General features: G+C 66.6%; 12 protein-coding genes. 6 read left to right on the top strand and 6 right to left on the bottom strand.

Going from position 1 to position 17772, the window contains the following annotated elements:
• Window positions 1–3: 3 nt before the first annotated feature.
• Both pgmG and ACILR9_RS15775 read left to right on the top strand, forming a co-directional pair.
• Window positions 4–1404, top strand: coding sequence for a phosphoglucomutase/phosphomannomutase PgmG (pgmG, locus tag ACILR9_RS15780; RefSeq protein ID WP_395710896.1), 1401 nt, complete (start codon window positions 4–6; stop codon window positions 1402–1404).
• Window positions 1404–1838: a gamma-glutamylcyclotransferase family protein gene (locus ACILR9_RS15775; protein WP_395710895.1), complete on the top strand. Its 435-nt coding sequence runs from the start codon at window positions 1404–1406 to the stop codon at window positions 1836–1838. The genes pgmG and ACILR9_RS15775 overlap by 1 nt, the downstream gene beginning before the upstream one ends.
• Here the strand turns inward: ACILR9_RS15775 and ACILR9_RS15770 are convergent.
• Window positions 1807–3255, bottom strand: coding sequence for a serine hydrolase (locus tag ACILR9_RS15770; protein WP_395710894.1), 1449 nt, complete (start codon window positions 3253–3255; stop codon window positions 1807–1809). The two genes, ACILR9_RS15775 and ACILR9_RS15770, sit on opposite strands and share 32 nt — an antisense overlap.
• A 166-nt stretch (window positions 3256–3421) precedes the next feature.
• Between ACILR9_RS15770 and ACILR9_RS15765 the strand changes: the two genes are divergently transcribed.
• The 4 genes from ACILR9_RS15765 to ACILR9_RS15750 all read left to right on the top strand — a co-directional run bounded on the left by ACILR9_RS15765 (window position 3422) and on the right by ACILR9_RS15750 (window position 7162).
• Entirely contained in the window at window positions 3422–4129 is a 708-nt protein-coding gene (locus ACILR9_RS15765; RefSeq protein ID WP_395710893.1) for a hypothetical protein, read from the top strand.
• A 67-nt stretch (window positions 4130–4196) separates the two neighbouring features.
• Window positions 4197–4622, top strand: coding sequence for an ATP-dependent Clp protease adapter ClpS (clpS, locus tag ACILR9_RS15760; protein ID WP_395710892.1), 426 nt, complete (start codon window positions 4197–4199; stop codon window positions 4620–4622).
• 39 nt (window positions 4623–4661) lie between these two features.
• Entirely contained in the window at window positions 4662–6986 is a 2325-nt protein-coding gene (clpA, locus tag ACILR9_RS15755) for an ATP-dependent Clp protease ATP-binding subunit ClpA (protein ID WP_395710891.1), read from the top strand.
• On the top strand, window positions 6983–7162 hold the full coding sequence (locus ACILR9_RS15750; protein ID WP_395710890.1) for a hypothetical protein: 180 nt from the start codon (window positions 6983–6985) through the stop codon (window positions 7160–7162). The genes clpA and ACILR9_RS15750 overlap by 4 nt, the downstream gene beginning before the upstream one ends.
• 140 nt (window positions 7163–7302) lie before the next feature.
• Here the strand turns inward: ACILR9_RS15750 and ACILR9_RS15745 are convergent, their stop codons facing one another.
• From ACILR9_RS15745 to ACILR9_RS15725, 5 genes are all read right to left on the bottom strand, one after another.
• The gene (locus tag ACILR9_RS15745; protein WP_395710889.1) at window positions 7303–8481 is read right to left on the bottom strand and encodes a GNAT family N-acetyltransferase; all 1179 of its coding nucleotides are present in this window, start codon (window positions 8479–8481) and stop codon (window positions 7303–7305) included.
• Between the two features lie 57 nt (window positions 8482–8538).
• Window positions 8539–11652 (bottom strand): efflux RND transporter permease subunit, encoded by a 3114-nt coding sequence (locus tag ACILR9_RS15740; protein WP_395710888.1) that lies wholly within the window; start codon window positions 11650–11652, stop codon window positions 8539–8541.
• A 10-nt stretch (window positions 11653–11662) separates the two neighbouring features.
• Window positions 11663–12799 (bottom strand): efflux RND transporter periplasmic adaptor subunit, encoded by a 1137-nt coding sequence (locus tag ACILR9_RS15735; RefSeq protein ID WP_395710887.1) that lies wholly within the window; start codon window positions 12797–12799, stop codon window positions 11663–11665.
• Window positions 12796–13464, bottom strand: a complete 669-nt coding sequence (locus ACILR9_RS15730) for a TetR/AcrR family transcriptional regulator (RefSeq protein ID WP_395710886.1) — start codon at window positions 13462–13464, stop codon at window positions 12796–12798. The genes ACILR9_RS15735 and ACILR9_RS15730 overlap by 4 nt, the downstream gene beginning before the upstream one ends.
• A 419-nt stretch (window positions 13465–13883) precedes the next feature.
• The gene (locus ACILR9_RS15725) at window positions 13884–17579 is read right to left on the bottom strand and encodes a vitamin B12-dependent ribonucleotide reductase (protein ID WP_395710885.1); all 3696 of its coding nucleotides are present in this window, start codon (window positions 17577–17579) and stop codon (window positions 13884–13886) included.
• Window positions 17580–17772 lie beyond the last annotated feature (193 nt).

Below are 17772 nucleotides of genomic sequence, written 5' to 3'. Positions count from 1 at the left end.
TGAATGACTGAGACGGTCCACAAGTTCGACCCGACCATATTGCGCGAGTACGATATTCGAGGCGTCGTCGGCGGTACCGTGCACGCTGCCGATGCGCGCGCCATCGGACGGACCTTCGGCACGCTGGTGCGACGCAAGGGCGGCAAGCGTGTGGCGCTGGGCTACGATGGCCGATTGAGCTCGCCCGAGCTTGCGGCGGCGTGCATTGCCGGGCTGACGGCGGCAGGCGTCGACGTGATCGACATCGGCGTGGTCGCAACGCCGATGCTGTACTTCGCGGTCTATCACGTGGAGGCCGACGGCGGCATCCAGATCACCGGATCGCACAATCCGCCCGACTACAACGGCTTCAAGATGATGATGGGCAAGAAGTCGTTCTTCGGCGCCGACATCCAGCAGCTCGGCGCCATGGCGGCCGGCGGGGATTGGGAGAGCGGGCAGGGCCGGGTCGAGAAGAAGAACGTGCTCGACGACTACGCGGCGCGCCTGTTGCGCGACGTCCGGCCGGGAAAGCCCCTCAAGGTCGCGTGGGACACCGGCAACGGCGCGGTCGGCGTGTCGATCCGCGCTGTGGTCGACAAGCTGCAGGGCGAGCATTTCGTGCTCAACGAGAAAGTCGACGGTACCTTCCCGGCCCATCATCCCGATCCCACCGTGCCGAAGAACCTCGAGCAGCTGATCGACGCGGTGAAGAAGCGCGGCTGCGACCTCGGCATCGCTTTCGATGGCGACGGCGATCGCATCGGCGCCGTCGACGGCAAGGGCCGTATCCTGTGGGGCGACCAGCTCCTGGTCCTGTGGTCGCGCGACGTGCTGAAGCACCGGCCGGGCGCCACGATCATTGCCGACGTCAAGGCGAGCCAAGTGCTGTTCGACGAGATTGCGCGCGCCGGCGGCAAGCCCATGATGTTCAAGACGGGCCACTCGCTGATCAAGAGCAAGCTGGCGGAAACCGGGGCGCCGCTTGCCGGCGAGATGAGCGGCCACATCTTCTTTGCCGACACGTTCTACGGCTTCGACGATGCGCTCTATTGCGGCCTGCGCCTGCTCAACATCGTCGCCAATGCCGACGAGAGCCTGGCCGACATGCGCGATCGCCTGCCGCAGCCGGTCAATACGCCGGAGCTGCGCTTCGACTGCGCCGACGAGCGCAAGTTCGCCGTCGTCGAGGAGGTCAAGGCACGCCTGCAGAAGCAGGCAGCCAAGTTCTCGGACATCGACGGCGTGCGCGTGAGCACCGCGGACGGCTGGTGGCTGCTGCGCGCCTCGAACACCCAGCCGGTGCTGGTGGCGCGCTGCGAGGCGGCCGACGAGGCCGGGCTCGAGCGGCTCAAGGCGGAGCTGAAGACCTGCCTGGCGGCGAGCGGCGTCGAGCTGCCCGACGATGCGTCGGCAGGCCACTGATGCGCTTCTTCTTCTACGGCACGCTGCTGGATCGGGATGTCATGGCCCTGGTGCTGGGCCGGCGTCTGCCTCCAACGGCGTATACTCCGGCCATCCTCCTCGGCCATGCCCGGCGTCGCGCCAAGGGCGCCAGCTATCCGACCCTGGTGCGGGATGCGGCGGCATATGTGTCAGGCGCGGTCGTCGGTGGCCTGAGCGTGCGCGACGTGGCGCGCCTCTCGGACTACGAGGGGCCAAAGTACCGGATCGTGCCGCTGCGGGTCGTGCTGCCGAGCGGCATGACCACCGTGGCGGTGTTCGAGCCGGTGGAGAGCAGGCTTGCGCCCAGCCGGCACCCTTGGAGCCTGCCGCTATGGCAGCGACGCGACAAGCGCGCCTTCGTGGACCGACTGCGCCGGGCGTTCAGCGTGCGCCCGGCGTATTCCACACCGTGACCTGGAGCGCCGAGCAGTAGATCTTCCGCTTCTCCAGGCGTTTGCAGCCATCGATCGCCTGGGCCTGCGAGAGATTGGTCAGGCGCGCGCGGTGAAAGGTCTTGTTGGCCATCGTGATTTCTTCGACCGTGGCCGAGCCCGTTCGCATCGTGTCGGGAATGACCGATGTTGCACGCTCGAGCGCAAGCTGCGCGGCCTGCGGGTCGCCGAACGAGCCGACCTGGATCACCCAGCTGCCGACCGCGAGGTTGCGCTGCGCCGCTGCCTGATCGGGCGCCGGAACCGCGGGACCGGCGACGCGTTGGTCGACCGCAGCGGCTGGTGCGGAGCCGGCCGCCAATGTTGCCGGCGTAACCGGCGGCGCGGCTGGAGGGGCCTTCGCCACGGCGACTCTGGGCGTCGATTCGGGAATGATGAGGTTGGGATCGAAGTTGGCGGCGGTGTATCGCGCGGAGGGAGGCTTGCGAGTGGTCGTCCAGGTGTTGAGGCGTCCCGACGCAAAGGCGCGATCCATCAGCTCGGCCATGATGCGGTCGCGCATGCCGGCCGTGTTGCCCCCCATCACCACGCCGATCACACGCTTGTTGTCACGCATCGCCGACATCACGAGATTGAAGCCGGACGCCACGGTGTAGCCAGTCTTCAGGCCGTCGGCGCCTTCATAGGTGCCGAGCATGCGATTGTGGTTCTCGAGGCTGCGGCCGCGAAAGGGATAGCTCTGGACGGAAAAGACCCCATAGTAGTGCGGATAATCGCGCATCAGCGCGTGGGCGAGCCGCGCCATGTCGCGCGCCGTCGTGATCTGCTCGCTGTTGGGCAGGCCCGACGCATTGCGGAAAATCGTCGAGCTCATGCCGAGCTGGCGGGCCTTCTGGGTCATCTGCTGGGCGAACGTTGCCTCGTCGCCGGCCAGCGTCTCGGCCAGCGCCACGGCGGCATCGTTGGCCGACCGCGTCACCAAGGCCATGATCGCGTCGCGCACCGCGATCGTGCCGCCCGGCGGCAATCCGACCTTGGTGGGCGGGGTGTTCAGGGCGTTGATCGACACCGGCAGGCCGTCGCCCAGCGAGAGGCGGCCCGAGTCGAGAGCCGAGAACGCCATGTAGATCGTCATCAGCTTGGTCAGCGAGGCCGGGTGACGGGGCTCGTCCGGCCGGTCGGCATACAATTCCTGACCCGACGAGGCGTCCAGAATGAGATAGGAATCCTTGGCGTTAACCAGAGGGTTGGGGATCCACGTCGAGGCTGCCGGCCGCGCGGTGATGGACTTGCTGCGCACCTTTGCCGGCGGAACGGCCCGCTTGGTCGAGGCCGATTGGGCGTCGGCTTCCGTCGGCACCATGGCTGCCGCGACAAAAAGAAATCCAACGGCCAGCCACGTCAGAATGGCCGCGATGAGCTTGAGGGAAAGTTTCATCGCCAATACGCCATTACGCTCAATTCAATTTTTTTACGCCCATCCAATAACTTATGGGCGATTTTTGTGATGATACTGGCAATTTTCGGGATATGCAATGCTCGACCGCCGCGTTGGCGCCAAAGTTGGTTCGGAAAGTGCATCGTTTGGTACCAGGAGAGCCACAATGAAGACAGTGCCCACGGCCCTGTTCGCGCTCGCGCTCATTGCGCCATCCGCGGCGCCGGCCCAGCGGGCGGATCGCTACGTCGATCCGCCGATCGTGCGCAGCTTCAACTGGTTCTCCTACGTCGGCGGCAACGACATCCGGGAAGCCTGCGGACGAGACGGGCGAAACCGCCTGCGCCTGATCTACAATGCGATCTATGACGAGCAGGTGAGGACTTACGAGGTTTTCCTGCAGCCCGACGGCAGCGCCGGCCTCGATATCGGCGTGCTGGCCGACCAGGGCGTGGTTGGCAACCTGAGGATCAGCGACGCGGGCGACGTGCTGGGACCGTGGCGCATGCGGCGCGGCCAGCGGATCCTCGCGCCGGCGGAGACGAGCGAGCTGCTGGGGTTGCTGCAGGCCAGCAATGGCTTCGGCCCGCCGCGCGACGGGCTGCGCCTGCCCGATGTGGACTTCTGGTGGACAATCGCGTCATGCCGCGCCGGCGTCTGGGGCTTCCAAGCCTACCACTACCCGACCGACGGCTTCACCAAAGTCCGGTTCGCCAGCAGACTCTTTTCGTTCGATACCGTTCCGGTCCCGGTCAACCCGCCGCGCAAGCTGGAACCGGCGGAGCTGCGGCGCGACTGGAACGCGCCGCCGAACCACTGGAAGGCGAACCAGTGGACGCTGACGGTAGGCAAGGACGGCTTGCGGCCGAGGTAGCGGAACCGCCAGGGCTGACTATATAATTCTCGACTGGCATGGGCCCTTCAGGAGTGTGGTTTGGACGATGAGCTCTCTGCGTAGTGCATGCGACCTGTCCTTCCACGGCGCGCGACTGGGTGGCCCCGGCGAGCCGCCGGGAGGCCCGCCGGCACAGCCGCCGCGTCGGGGGGACGACAACGGCAATGGCGAAGGCGAGGGCCGCAGCGGCGCGCTCACCCTGACCCGCACGCGGACCAAGAAGCCGTCGATGTACAAGGTCCTGATGCTGAATGACGACTACACGCCGATGGAGTTCGTCGTCGATGTGCTGCAGCACATCTTTCAGAAGAACCGCGAGGAAGCGACCAAGATCATGCTGCACGTCCATCAGAAGGGCGTCGGCATCTGCGGCGTTTACACCTACGAGATTGCGGAAACGAAAGTGACGCAGACCGTGGATTACGCGCGCAAGAATCAGCACCCTCTCCAATGCACGTTGGAGAAGGAATAGTCGGGAAGAGTAGTTCGTTCCTCTGTCGAGGTGGTTTCGATGTCCATGCTGTCCAAGAACCTCGAGAAGTCTCTGCACCGCGCCTTCGGGCTGGCCGGCGAGCGGCGACATGAATACGCAACGCTCGAGCATCTGCTGCTGGCGATGACGGAAGACGAAGACGCCGTGCCGGTGCTCAAGGCCTGCGGCGTCGACATCGACCGCCTGCGGCACGATCTCGAGACCTTCGTCGACAACCGGCTGAAGGGCATTATCACGCAAAATCCCAGCGAGCCTCTGCCGACGGCGGGCTTCCAGCGCGTCGTCCAGCGCGCCGCGGTCCATGTCCAGTCGTCCGGCCGCAAGGAGGTGACGGGCGCCAACGTGCTGGTGGCGCTGTTCTCCGAGCGGGACAGCCATGCCGTGTCGTTCCTCGAGAACCAGGGCATGACCCGCCTCGACGCCGTCGACTACATCAGTCACGGCAAGGCCAAGGTGCCGGGGCGTGCCCGCGCCCGCCGGGTCAGCGGCTCGGAGGAGGAGAATGGCGGCGAGACGGCGGTGAAGCAGGGCAACGAGGCGCTCGGCGCCTACTGCGTCGATCTCAACCAGAAGCATCGCGACGGACGGGTCGATCCCCTGATCGGGCGCGAGTACGAGGTCGAGCGCACCATCCAGGTGCTGTGCCGGCGCACCAAGAACAATCCGCTCTATGTCGGCGAGCCCGGCGTCGGCAAGACGGCGATCGCCGAGGGGCTGGCGCGCAAGATCGTCGAGGGCGAGGTGCCCGAGGTGCTGCGCGAGGCGGTGATCTACGCGCTCGACATGGGCGCGCTGCTGGCCGGCACGCGCTACCGTGGCGACTTCGAGGAGCGGCTCAAGGCGGTGCTGGCGGAGCTGAAGAAGAAGCCCAACTCGGTGCTGTTCATCGACGAGATCCATACCATCATCGGTGCCGGCGCCACGTCGGGCGGCTCGATGGACGCCTCGAACCTGCTCAAGCCGTCGCTGCAGTCGGGCGAGCTGCGCTGCATCGGCTCAACCACCTACAAGGAATACCGCAATTACTTCGAGAAGGACCGCGCGCTGGTCCGCCGCTTCCAGAAGATCGACGTGCCCGAGCCGTCGATCTCCGACGCCGTCGAGATCATGAAGGGCCTGAAACCGGTCTACGAGAAGCACCATCACGTGGCTTACACCGACGATGCGATCAAGGCGTCGGTCGAGCTGTCGGCGCGCTACATCCACGACCGCAAGCTGCCCGACAAGGCGATCGACGTGATCGACGAGGTCGGCGCCGCGCAGATGCTGCGGCCGCGCGAGGCGCGCAAGTCGACCATCGACGTGCCCGACATCGAGGAGATCGTCGCCAAGATCGCACGCATCCCGCCCAAGAGCGTGTCGAAGGACGACACCGAGATGCTGCGCAACATCGACCGCGACCTGAAGACGGTGGTGTTCGGCCAGGACAAGGCGATCGACCAGCTGTCGGCGGCGATCAAGCTCGCCCGTGCCGGCTTGCGCGCGCCGGAGAAGCCGATCGGCTCGTACCTGCTGGCCGGCCCGACCGGCGTCGGCAAGACCGAGGTGACGCGCCAGCTCGCCCGCCTGCTCGGCCTCGAGCTGATCCGCTTCGACATGTCGGAGTACATGGAGCGCCACAGCGTCTCGCGCCTGATCGGCGCCCCGCCGGGCTATGTCGGCTTCGACCAGGGCGGCCTGCTGACCGACCAGGTCAACCAGCATCCGCATTGCGTCATCCTGTTCGACGAGATCGAGAAGGCGCACCCGGATGTGTTCAACGTGCTCTTGCAGGTGATGGATTACGGCAAGCTCACCGACCACAACGGCCGCACCGTCGATTTCCGCAACGTCATCCTGTGCATGACCACCAACGCCGGAGCCGCCGACATCGCCAAGCCGGCGCTGGGCTTCGGCCGCGAGGCGCGGCACGACGAGGACGACGAGGCGATCAACCGCCTGTTCGCACCCGAGTTCCGCAACCGTCTCGACGCGATCATCAAGTTCGCCAACCTCGGCCCGGAGAGCATGAGCAAGGTTGTGGACAAGTTCGTGGCCGAGCTCGAGGTCCAGCTCGCCGACCGCAAGGTCTTCATCGAGCTGAGCGACGGGGCGCGGCGCTGGCTGGCCGAGAAGGGCTACGACCGCCTGTTCGGCGCCCGGCCGCTCGCCCGCGTCATCCAGGAGCATCTCAAGAAGCCGCTGGCCGAGGAGGTGCTGTTCGGCAAGCTCGCCAACGGCGGCGGCACGGTGCGGGTCGATACCGAGGGCGAGGGGGCCGAGGCCAAGCTCGTCTTCACCTTCCTGCCGCCCGAGCGCGGCGCCTTGCCGCCGGCTGCACAAGAGCCCGTGCTGGCTGAGTGAAGGCATTCCGCCCGCTCCTGCAGGCCCTGCGCGCCGCGGTGCTCGCCACCGCGGTGTTCTGGGTGGCGCTGTTGATCGTCGACAAGACGGGCTGGCAAGCGCCCCTGGGAGCAACCGAGCCGGTGGTCTTCTTCGTCGTGTTCTTCCTCGGCCTACTGATGGCCGGGAAGGGGTGAGTCATCCGCCTCCCCACGAAGTGGGGAGGTGTCGCGTCATGCGCGACGGAGGGGTCAGAGGCCTCAGTCCCGCTGCTCATGACCCCTCCGTCGCCGTAAGACGGCGACACCTCCCCAGCTTCGCTGGGGAGGAATCCGAGCTACCCTTCGCCTTCCTTGCGGAACGGCGAATACTGCTGCAGCCCCTCGATCTCGCGCTGGACGGCGGGGCGCTCGCGCTTCAGGTAGTCGTCGACGGCGCGGCGGAAGCCGGGATCGACGATCCAGTGGGCGGAGTAGGTCGCCACCGGCAGGTAGCCGCGCTGGATCTTGTGGTCGCCCTGCGCGCCGGCCTCGACCCGCTGCAGGCCGTGGGCAATGGCGTAGTCGATGGCCTGATAGTAGCACGCCTCGAAATGCAGGAAGGCGTGGCTTTCCAGGCAGCCCCAGTAGCGGCCGTACAGCGTGTCGTCGCCCTTGAGGTTGAGCGCCCCGCCGACCGGCCGGCCGTCGGATTCCGCCATCACCAGCACGACCTTGTCGGCCATGGTCGATCCGAGGATGTCGAAGAACGACCGCGTGAGATAGGGCGAGCCCCATTTGCGGCCGCCGGTATCCATGTAGAAGGCGAAGAACGCATCCCAATGGTGCGGCCGGATTTCCTCGCCGCACAAGGCGCGCACGACCAGGCCTTCGCGGCGCACCGATTCGCGCTCCTTGCGGATCGCCTTGCGCTTGCGCGACGCGAGCGCGCCCAGGAAATCGTCGAACGTGCGATAGCCGTCATTGTGCCAGTGATATTGCTGGCCAAGGCGCTGCAGCCAGCCGTGCGCGCCGAAGCGCTTCCAGTCGGCTTCGCTGCAGAAGGTGACGTGGACCGAGCTGAGCCGGTTGTCGCCCGCGATCTTGGCCAGCATGTCGATCAGCGCGTCGCGCACGCCGTCCTCGAACGGACCGGGAAGGGCGAACAGGCGCGGACCCGGCACCGGCGTGAAGGGGACGGCGACCTGCAGCTTGGGATAGTAGCGGCCGCCGGCGCGCTCCAGCGCCTGCGCCCAGCCGTGGTCGAACACGTACTCGCCCTGGGAGTGGCCCTTGACGTAAAGCGGGGCGGCGCCGAGCAGGGTGCCGTCCTCGGCCTCGGCCAGCAGATATTGCGGCTGCCAGCCGGTGCGCCGGCCGACCGATCTCGAATCCTCCAGCGCCTTCAGGAAGCGATAGCTGAGGAACGGGCTGCCGGCCGAGCCCGGCGCGAGGGCGCAGGCGTCCCATTGTGCCGCGTCGACCGCGGCAAGCGATTCGACGACCCGCAGCGCGATGGTCGGAGTGTCGTCCGGCATGGCGGCAGCATAGCGCGAATCGTGCCAGGAATTGCGACTTGAAAGGGGCGGCGAAATCTACTCGGCAGGCTTGTGCGTCCGCGCGAGCTCGTCGGCTGACCGGCGGAAGCGCGCCGTGCCCCATTGGCTCAGCCGGTCGATGTAGACCAGCACCACCGGCACGACCACCAGGGTGAGCAAGGTCGAGCTGATCAGGCCGCCGATCACGGCATGCGCCATCGGCGCGCGCTGGCTCGCCCCTTCGCCGAGGCCGAGCGCCAGCGGCATCATGCCGAACACCATGGCGAGCGTGGTCATGAGGATCGGCCGCAACCGGATCGAGCCGGCCTCGATCAGCGCGTCGTGGAGCTCGGCGCCGCGGCTTCGGGCCTGATTGAAGAAATCGACCAGCAGGATGGCGTTCTTGGTGACCAGGCCCATCAGCATGATGAAGCCGATCACGCTGAAGACGTTGAGCGTCGTGCCGGCGATCAGCAGCCCGAGGAAGACGCCGACCAGCGACATCGGCAGCGACATCATGATGGCGAGCGGCTGCAGGAAGCTGCCGAACTGCGAGGCCAGGATCAGGTAGATCAGGATCACCGCGAGCAGCAGCGCCTGTCCGGCATTGGCGGAGCTCTCGGCGATATCCTTGGTCGAGCCGCCGAACACGAAGCGGTAGCCGGGCGGCAGCGGCGTCTCGGCGAGCAGCCTCTGCAGGTCGCTGCTGACCTCGCCGGTCGAGCGGCCCGAGACGTTGGCGGTGATCCAGACCTCGCGATTGAGGTCGCGGCGGTTGATCTGCGACGCGCCGACGTCGCTTTCGATATCGGCGATCTGGGCGATGTGGATCATGCGCGGCAGGCCGTTGGGCTCGGTGCCGGCGGTGAACCAGATGCGCTGCAGGTCGGCCACGCCGGTGCGCTCGTCGATCGGCAGGCGGACCATGACGGTGTAGTTCTCGCCATCCGGTGCGCGCCACAGGCTGGTCTCGTCGCCGGCGAACAGCGGCCTGAGCGACTGCGCGACCTGCGCCGACCCGAGCCCGAGGTCGGACGCGGCATCGCGGCGCAGGCGGACCGACAGCAGCGGCTTGGCGGCCTTGAGGTTGCGGTCGAGGTCGACGAGGCCCGGGATCTCCTGGGCGCGGCGCATGATGTCCTGCGACAGGCGGTCGAGCGTCGCGGTATCGGTTCCCTGCAGCGACAGCTGGATCTGCTTCTGCACGCCGCCGGCCGGACCGCCGGGAATGTTGATCGAGACCACGATGCCGGGAATGCTGGCCAAACGGTTGCGGATCGGCTGGGCGAGCTGCTCGGGCGAGCGCTTGCGCTCCTTCACGGGCTTCAGCCGCAGGTACAGGTTCGCCTGGTTCTTGCCGTTGGCGTAGCCGGTGTTGACCGTGCCGTAGGTGTAGTCGACCTCCGGGAACTCGCGCACCGCGGCGTCGACCTGGCGCAGCTTGGCCTCGGTGTAGTCGAGCGAGGAGCCGACCGGGGTCTCGATGCTCACGACCTGCTCGCCGAGGTCGGCCGTCGGCACGAACTCGAAGCCGATGTATTTCGGCAGGACGAAGCTGCCGAGGACGCTCGCCAGCGCGATCAGCAGCGTGATCTTGGGCCAGCGCAGGGACCAGCCCAGCACGCCGCGGTAGTAGCGGTTGGCGTGCTCCTGGGCGCCGTTGACGATGCGGGCGAAGCGGCCGGTGCCGTGCGCCTGCGGGTCGTACCACACCGACGACAGCATCGGGTCGAGGGTGAAGGACACGAACAGCGAGATCAGCACGGCGGCTGACACCATGACGCCGAACTGAAAGAAGAAGCGCCCGATGATGCCGCCCATGAAGGCCACGGGCAGGAACACCGCGACGATGCAGAAGGTGGTGGCCAGCACGGCGAGACCGATCTCCTCGGTGCCGTCGATCGCGGCCTGGCGGTGCGACTTGCCGAAGCCGATGTGGCGCATGATGTTCTCGCGCACCACGATCGCATCGTCGATCAGGATGCCGATCGCCAGGCTGAGCGCCATCAGGGTGAGCACGTTCAGGGTGAAGCCGAAGGCCGCCATCACCATGAAGGAGCCGAACACCGAGATCGGCAGCGCGAGGCCGGTGATCACCGTGCTGCGCCACGAATGCAGGAACAGGAAGACGATGGCGATCGTGAGCAGGCCGCCCTCGACCATCGTCTGCTGGACGTTGTCGACCGAGCTCTGGATGCCGCGCGAGCTGTCGCGCACGATCTCGAGCTTGACGTCGGCGGGCAGGGAGGCCTGCAGCTCGGCGACCGCCTTGCGCACGCCGCGTGCCACCGCGATGGTGTTCGAGCCCTGCGTCTTGACGATGTCGAGGGCGACGGCGCGCTCGCCGTTCAGGATGGCGACATTGTCGCGCTCCTGCTGGCCATCGACCACGGTCGCGACCTGGCGCAGGTAGACCGGGGCGGGGCCGCGGCGGGCGACGATCAGGTCGGCGAAGCTGCCCGGTTCGGCAACCCGGCCGGCGACCTCGATTAGCCGATCGTCGTTGCCGCGCGCGACGTTGCCGGCCGGGAAGTTCTGATTCTCCTCGCGGATCGCCGCCATGATGTCGTTGACGCCGACGCGCAGAGAATGCATGCGGCCGGGATCGAGCTCGATGTTGATCTGCCGCTTGACGCCGCCGGCGATGGTCACCCGGCCGACGTCGCGCACGGTCTGCAGCCGCTTGACGATCACCTGGTCGGCGAGCGTCGTCAGGTCGCGCACCGACCGGATGTCGGAGCGCACGGCGAGCGAGACGACCGGCTGGTCGTCGGGGTTGAAGCGCTGGATCAGCGGCTCCTTGACGTCGGGCTTGAAGCCGGCGCGGACCTGCTGGACCTTCTCGCGCACGTCCTGCAGGGCCGCCTGCGAAGGCACCGACAGCTCGAACTCGGCGATGACGATCGACTGCCCTTCGAGCGAGCGCGAGGTCAGGGTCTTCAAGCCTGCGATGGCGTTGACCGATTCCTCGATCTTGCGGCTGATCTCGGTCTCGACCGTCTCGGGCGCGGCGCCGGGGTAGTTGGTGGTGACGACGACCACCGGGTAGTCGATGTTGGGAAACTGGTCGACGCCGAGCTGGCGATAGGAGAACAGGCCCATCACCAGCAGCGCCACCATCATCATGGTGGCGAACACCGGGTTGTCGACGGCGATCCGCGTGAGCTTCATCGAGGGACGCCTAGCGTGCTTCGGCGAGCTTGACCGATTGGCCTGCCTTGAGGCCCGGCAGCGGCGCCGACACGATCGTCATGCCGGCTTCCAGGCCCTTCACCTCGACCAGCTCGCCGCGCGACCACGTGCGCACCGCACCCACCGGCTTGCGCACCAGCACGCCGTTGTCGACTGCGAGAACGTAGTCGCCCTGATCGTCCTTGCGCATGGCCGAGACCGGCACGGCGAGCGCGTGCGCCTTTTCCTGCACCGCGACGGTTCCGGTGGCGAACAGGCCGCCGCGCAGCGCCTCGTGGCGGTCGACGATCTCGACATAGACCGGGATCGACCGCGATCCCGGCTGGGCGGTCGGGCTGATGCGCGTGATGCGACCGTCGAACAGCCGGTCGCCGAAGCCTTCCAGCGTCACCCTGGCGGTCTGCCCGACCTTCAGGCGCACCACGTCGGCAGCCGGCATCTGCGCCGTGACCTCGACGTGGCTGGTGTCGAGCAGGGCCAGGATCTTGCCGTCGATCGGCAGGGACTCGCCCTGGTTGGCGATGCGTTCGCCGACCACGCCGTCGAACGGAGCGCGCACCTCGGCGTCGGCCAGGTTCTTCTTGGCGACCTCGAGTTGCGCCTCCGACACCGCGACCATCGAGGCGCGGTTTTCCGCGGTCGAACGCGCCTGGTCGACGGCCGACTGCGAGACGATGTTGCGGGTCGCGAGCGTCTCCTTGTCGGAGCGGTCGCGCGCCGTCCAGCGCGCCTCGGCGCGCGCCGCATCGACCGCCGACTGGCGTTCGTTGACCTTGGCCTGCAGCTCGTTGGTCTCGAAGCGCGCGAGCACCTGGCCCTTGGTCGCCTTGTCGCCTTCGCGCACCAGCACCTCGGCGAGGCGGCCGGCGACGCGGGCCTTGACGATGGTCTGATCGACCGGCTGCGTGGTGCCGGTGAAGCGCACCGTATCGACCAGCCCGCGCGGCTTGATGGTGTGCAGCTCCGCGGCAATCAGCTCGAAGGTGCGATCGGGGGCTGACTTCGCCTGGCCGGCAGGGCCGTTCCCCATGTCGGGCCCCTTGCCGGACTTCCAGGCGAAGGCGCCGGCGGCAAGCACGGTGCCGATGGCAAAAACAGCGAGCAGCGCTTTGAGCCTTCGGGTCATGGGCGCAATGCTTTCAGGACGAAGTCGAGATAGGCCCGGTAGAAGCGATCGCTGTCGGCGGGCAGCGAATCGTCGTGGGGAGCGAGCGAGCGCAGCCAGACCGAATGCATGGCGAGCGGTTGCGCCAGCAGGATGGCCGACATCTCGATGTCGGCAACAGGGCGGAACTCGCCGCGCGCGATGCCGCGGCGCAGGACCTTGGCGAACAGCGCGCGGCCGCGCAGATCGAAGTTGGAGCAGTAGAAGCGCGCGACGTCGGGGAAGTTGCCGGCCTCCGCCAGGATCAGTTTGATCACGCCGCCCAGCGGGCTCTCGGCGAACTCGCGGAACTTCATCACCAGCTCGCGCAGCAGATCTTCGGTCGAGCCCTCGAAGGCATCGACCATGTCGTTGGCGCGGATCAGCGGCTCGCCGATAGCCTCCACGATCACCGCCTTGAAGAGCTCCTCCTTGCTCTTGAAGTAGAGGTAGGGGAGTCCCTTGCTCACCCCGGCGGCGCGGGCCACGTCCTCGAGCTTGGTGGCGGCAAAGCCCTTGGTGACGAACAGGTCGAGGGCGGCGCGGGCAATCTCCGGCCCGCGATCCTCGGGACGACGAGTGCGGCCGGGGCTGTCGGCCGGCCGTGTCTCGCTAGGCTCTATAATGACTGAATGGTCAGTACGCACATTTCGCTATGTAGTCTGAACAGAGTTAACCATCAAGCTCATTTTTCCTCCCCAGCTTCGCTGGGGAGGAAAAGGAGAAGACAAAAAAAGTCCGGCGGACCGAAGTCGCCGGACTCGTGCTCAGTTACGCCTTTCCACCCCCACAGGCGGGGTGTCGTATTGAAATTAGACGAATAACACGAGAAGTGGGCTTCCGCTGGGACCGTGGGGGTCCCACGCGGAAGCCGAAAGGCGTTTGATTAGAGGGGCCAAAGTCTGACTTTGGCTTGTTTTGCCCTTCCTTCTTTACTGCTTCTTCTTCTTCGCAGCTTTCTTCTTCGCAGCCTTCTTCTTAGCAGCCATGACTGTCTCCTATGGTTAGCATTGAGGCACCCAACCGCTAGGGCCCCGGGTTACGCAGGTACGCGTGTCGCACATGCTCAACTGCATCCGGTGGTGCCGCCGCAGGTCGTGCATTTGAGGCACGTCCCGTTGCGCACCATGGTGAAGTTGCCGCATTCCGGGCAGGCATCTCCTTCGAACCCCCGGAGCTTCGCCTCGAGAGCGAAGCCGAGAGCCGAAGAGGATGCCTCTCCGAGCGCGACGCCGACGACGGCCGCCTGGGCGTTTGACGCCGTAGCGACGGCTGGGCCGTTCGTCAGTTCCGTGGGCGGGACACCGGCGGCGATCGCTTCTTCGGCGATCACGACATTGCCGGCCGTCCGGCCGTTCAAGACGTAGAGGTTGCTGCGCGCGTAGCCGACGCTGGCGATGCGATTGACCGCGGCGGCGGCGGCCTGTGCCGCCTCGGTGCCGGGCGCCGGCAGCTCGCCCTGCATCTCGCCGCGGCCGACGCCATCCGGCCGCAAATCCGCCTGCTCGACATGCGCAAGATCGCTGCGCCCGAGGTAGGAGATCGCCAGCTCGCGGAAGATGTAGTCGAGCAGCGATGTCGACATCTTGATGGCGTCGTTGCCTTCGACCATGCCCGACGGCTCGAAGCGCGTGAAGGTGTAGGCCTCGACGAACTCCTCGAGCGGCACGCCGTATTGCAGGCCGATCGAGATGGCGATGGCGAAGTTGTTCATCAGGCTGCGGAAGGCGGCGCCTTCCTTGTGCATGTCGATGAAGATCTCGCCGACCCGGCCGTCTTCGTATTCGCCGGTCCGCAGATAGACCTTGTGGCCGCCCACGATCGCCTTCTGCGTGTAGCCCTTGCGGCGCTGCGGCAGGCGTTCGCGTCCGGCGCGCACCTCACGCTCGACGATGCGCTCGATGATGCGCTCGGCAATGACCGGAGCGCGCGCCATCGGCGGCAGGTCGAGCTCGTCATCGTTCGCCGCCAAGTCATCGCCCAGCAGCATCGCCGACAGCGGCTGCGAGAGCTTCGAGCCGTCGCGATAAAGTGCGTTAGCCTTCAACCCAAGCCGCCACGACAGCTCGTAGGCGCTGCGGCAATCGTCGACCGTCGCCGCATTGGGCATGTTGATGGTCTTGGAGATCGCGCCCGACACGAAGGGTTGCGCCGCCGCCATCATGCGGATGTGGCTCTCAGCCGATAGCGAGCGCGTGCCGTCGCGGCCGCAGGCATTGGCACAGTCGAACACCGGAAGATGCTGGGACGCGAGGTCGGGCGCGCCTTCGAGCGTCATCGTTCCGCAGGCATGCAGGGTGGCGGCGGCAATGTCGCTTCGCGAGAAACCGAGACGCGCCAGCACGTCGAGCCTGGGATCGGCGAGGGCGGCCTCGTCGAGACCGAGGATGTCACGGCAGAACGCATCGCCCAGCACGGGACGCGAGAAGGCGAAACGGATGTCGAAGGCGGTCGCCATCGCCTTGTCGATCCTGCCGATCGTCGCCTTGTCGAAGCCGCGCTCGGCGAGGCTGGCGTGATTGATCGCCGGTGCGCTCGCGAGCGAACCGTGGCCGACGGCATGGCTGACGATGCGCGCGATGGCGGCCTCGCCGTAGCCCAGGCTTTGCAAGGCGAGCGGGACCGTGCGGTTGATGATCTTGAAATAGCCGCCGCCTGCGAGCTTCTTGAACTTGACCAGCGCGAAGTCGGGCTCGATGCCGGTGGTGTCGCAATCCATCACCAGGCCGGTCGTGCCGGTGGGGGCGATTACCGAGACCTGGGCATTGCGATAGCCATAGCGCTCGCCCAGCACCACGGCATCGTCCCAGGCGCGCGCGGCCGCTGCGGCGAGCGCCGGATCGGGGCATTGCCCGGCGTCGAACGGGACCGGCCTGATCGACAGATCCTCGTAGCCCGCCGCCTCGCCATGGGCGGCGCGACGGTGATTGCGCACCACCCGCAGCATGGCATCGCGGTTGGGCATGAAGCCGGCAAACGTGCCGAGCAGCCGCGCCATCTCGGCCGACGTGGCGTAAGCCGTGCCGGTCATGACGGCGGTCACGGCGGCGGCGATCGCGCGGCCGGCGACGCTGTCATAGGGGAGGCCTGACGCCATGAGGAGCGCGCCGAGATTGGCGTAGCCCAAGCCAAGGGTGCGATAGCGCCAGGACAGCTCGGCGATGCGGCGCGACGGGTATTGCGCCATCATCACTGAGATATCGAGCACGACGGTCCACAGCCGAACCGCATGCTCGAAGGCCTCGACGTCGAACGAGCCGTCGTTGCGCCGGAAGCGCATCAGGTTGAGCGACGCCAGATTGCACGCCGTGTCGTCGAGGAACATGTACTCCGAGCACGGGTTCGAGGCGTTGATGCGTCCCGAGCGAGGGCAGGTGTGCCAGTCGTTGATCGTCGTGTCGTACTGCACGCCAGGATCGGCCGAATGCCACGCCGCTTCGGCGACGCTCTGCCACAGCCTGCGGGCGCTCACTGTGCGGATTGCCTTGCCCGTGGTGCGCTCGGTCAGTGCCCACGGCCCGTCGGCTTCGACAGCGCGCAGGAACCGGTCGGTGATGCGCACCGAGTTGTTGGCGTTCTGGCCGGCGACGGTGAGATAGGCTTCCGATTCCCAATTGGTGTCGTAGATCGGGAACTCGATCTCGCGATAGCCCTGGCGGGCGAACTGGATGACCCGTTGGATGTAATTCTCCGGCAGCATCGCCCTGCGGGCAGCCGAGATCTCGCGGCGCAGTGCCGGGTTGCACTTGGGATCGAAGGCCTGCTCGCTGGAGAGGCTGCCGTCGACGCAGGCACGCATCACCGCATTGAGATGGCGATTGGCAAGCCGCGACCCGGCGACCAGCGCCGCAACCTTCTGCTCCTCGATCATCTTCCAGGCGATGAAATCCTCGACATCAGGATGATCGATATCGACGCATACCATCTTGGCGGCGCGGCGTGTCGTGCCGCCCGACTTGATGGCGCCGGCCGCGCGATCGCCGATCCGCAGGAAGGACATCAATCCCGAAGAGCGTCCGCCGCCGGAGAGCCGCTCGCCCGCGCCGCGCACTTGCGAGAAATTGGAGCCGCTGCCGGAACCGTACTTGAACAGGCGCGCCTCGCGCACCCACAGATCCATGATGCCGCCTTCGTTCACCAGATCGTCGGCAACGCTTTGGATGAAGCAGGCGTGTGGTTGCGGCCGCTCGTAGGCAGACGAGGACGGTTCGGCGGTGCCGTCGCGATGATCGACGAACCAATGGCCCTGGCCCGGACCGTCGATCCCGTAGGCCCAATGCAGACCGGTGTTGAACCATTGCGGCGAGTTCGGCGCGCACACCTGCGTCGCCAGCATGTGGCAATGCTCGTCGTAGAAGGTGCGGGCATCGGCCTCGCTGTCGAAGTAGCCGCCACGCCAGCCCCAGTAGGTCCAGGCGCCGGCCATGCGATGGAACACCTGACGGGCGCTGGTCTCGCCGGTGAAGCGCTCTGCCTCGGGCAGCTGCTCCAGCGCGGCCTCGTCGGGAACGGCGCGCCACAGCCATTGCGGCACGTCGGGCTCGGCCACCCGCATCGTCCGCGCCGGAACGCCGGACCGACGGAAGTATTTCTGGGCGAGGATGTCGACCGCGACCGCCGACCAGTCGGACGGCACATCGATCCCCGTCGCCTGGAACACGACGGACCCGTCGGGATTGCGGATTTCGGAATCGGCAACACGAAACGCCACTCCCGCGAATGGCGATCTTCCTGCTTGCGTATTCCGACGCTCAAAGCGCATCGACGGTCCCCCGTGCCCAATTCCCGTCCCTTGAAGTCCTTTGCGGGAGGTGCTCGGTCGCATTCGAGCACGCACATGTGGGCACTGAGTGATAGTAAATTACAAAATCTTGTGTGCGCAACTACATTTTGTAGAGCAAGGTGTTGATGGTACTAGATGATGCAAGTGCGCAACAGGGGGCAAAAATGGTGCG

The sequence above is a fragment of the Reyranella sp. genome (assembly GCF_044224635.1).
Classification (GTDB): domain Bacteria; phylum Pseudomonadota; class Alphaproteobacteria; order Reyranellales; family Reyranellaceae; genus Reyranella.
Note: the sequence above shows the minus strand (reverse complement) of the source record. Positions and strands in the feature narration are given on the sequence as shown.

What these genes read in the sequence shown, in the direction of transcription:
- pgmG (WP_395710896.1), top strand. Translation starts at nt 4, where the DNA reads ATGACTGAGACGGTCCACAAGTTCGACCCGACCATATTGCGCGAGTAC.
- ACILR9_RS15740 (WP_395710888.1), bottom strand. Translation starts at nt 11,652, where the DNA reads ATGAAGCTCACGCGGATCGCCGTCGACAACCCGGTGTTCGCCACCATG.
- clpA (WP_395710891.1), top strand. Translation starts at nt 4,662, where the DNA reads ATGTCCATGCTGTCCAAGAACCTCGAGAAGTCTCTGCACCGCGCCTTC.
- ACILR9_RS15775 (WP_395710895.1), top strand. Translation starts at nt 1,404, where the DNA reads ATGCGCTTCTTCTTCTACGGCACGCTGCTGGATCGGGATGTCATGGCC.
- clpS (WP_395710892.1), top strand. Translation starts at nt 4,197, where the DNA reads ATGAGCTCTCTGCGTAGTGCATGCGACCTGTCCTTCCACGGCGCGCGA.
- ACILR9_RS15735 (WP_395710887.1), bottom strand. Translation starts at nt 12,799, where the DNA reads ATGACCCGAAGGCTCAAAGCGCTGCTCGCTGTTTTTGCCATCGGCACC.
- ACILR9_RS15770 (WP_395710894.1), bottom strand. Translation starts at nt 3,255, where the DNA reads ATGAAACTTTCCCTCAAGCTCATCGCGGCCATTCTGACGTGGCTGGCC.
- ACILR9_RS15745 (WP_395710889.1), bottom strand. Translation starts at nt 8,481, where the DNA reads ATGCCGGACGACACTCCGACCATCGCGCTGCGGGTCGTCGAATCGCTT.
- ACILR9_RS15765 (WP_395710893.1), top strand. Translation starts at nt 3,422, where the DNA reads ATGAAGACAGTGCCCACGGCCCTGTTCGCGCTCGCGCTCATTGCGCCA.
- ACILR9_RS15725 (WP_395710885.1), bottom strand. Translation starts at nt 17,579, where the DNA reads ATGCGCTTTGAGCGTCGGAATACGCAAGCAGGAAGATCGCCATTCGCG.